The organism is Yersinia pekkanenii, assembly GCF_001152565.1.
Lineage (GTDB): Bacteria > Pseudomonadota > Gammaproteobacteria > Enterobacterales > Enterobacteriaceae > Yersinia > Yersinia pekkanenii.
The window spans coordinates 1-985 of record NZ_CQAZ01000185.1 but is presented as its reverse complement, the minus strand read 5'-3'; the positions used below and the strand labels follow the sequence as shown (position 1 = coordinate 985).

Here is a 985-nt window from a genome sequence, read left to right as displayed (position 1 = left end):
GTACTGCTCAATGATGGAACAATAAACGCAGCAACCGGTATAACTGCAACCAATACTGGCACCTCAACAATTAATGTTGCGAATAAAGGCACCATTAACAGCACCACTGCGGGGATAACCATCAGTTCTACCCCAGAGCAAACCGTCAATGTTAATAACACTGGCGGTACCCTTAATGCCACTGCTGGCACCGGTGTTAACGTGCTGACCAATGCGCTGTTAAATCTGGTGGGGGGGACTATCACCGCCACCGGCACTGCGACCGGGTTGACCTTTGCCGACACCAGCAATAGCCATGTATTGACTGACTTGATTCTTAATCTGAATGGTACCGGTGCCGCCTTCTCAAAAGCAACGGGTGTCAATCTGACGTTAAACCATGTCATCTTTAACACGGTGACAGGTACCGCGCTAACTAGCCTGGCCGGTCTGACATTTGCCAACAGCGCTAATGGCAATAACATTATTAATGTCACAGGCGCGGGTACTGGGATAAGTTCTGCTGGTGGGGTCGATCTTACCAATGCTTATTTGAATATCAATGTCACCAACAGTGCTGGCATAGGGCTACAAGTGACTGATGGCACAGCCAATATCACCACTATTGGTACCAATGGCCAAATTAATGCCGCAGGTGCGACAGCGATTAGTTTCTCTGGCACCACCGCCAAGACATTGAATAACAATGGCACTATTAATGGTGCAGTGACATTTGCCGGAACTGCTGCGAACATAATCAATAATAATGCGGTATTGAACGGAACATTAACCACCGGTTCCGGTGACGATACTTTGATTCTTGGCAGTACTTCGCAAAGCAATGGGGCGATTAATCTGGGTGACGGTAATAATAACGTTACCATCCAGAATGGTGCTCAGGTGTCATCTATTGCCACCGGTGCGGGTGATGATACTTTCACCATCAATGGCATGACGGCAGGCAGTACCTATTTAGGTTCTCTGAATGCGGGTTCCGGTACCAATA

Annotated in this window: 1 protein-coding gene; it reads left to right on the top strand. The window is 48.0% G+C overall.

Annotated features, from left to right (window positions below; genetic code table 11):
- Positions 1 to 985: beta strand repeat-containing protein (locus AEP37_RS26830; RefSeq protein WP_049615667.1), on the top strand; the 985-nt coding region annotated here is incomplete at both ends.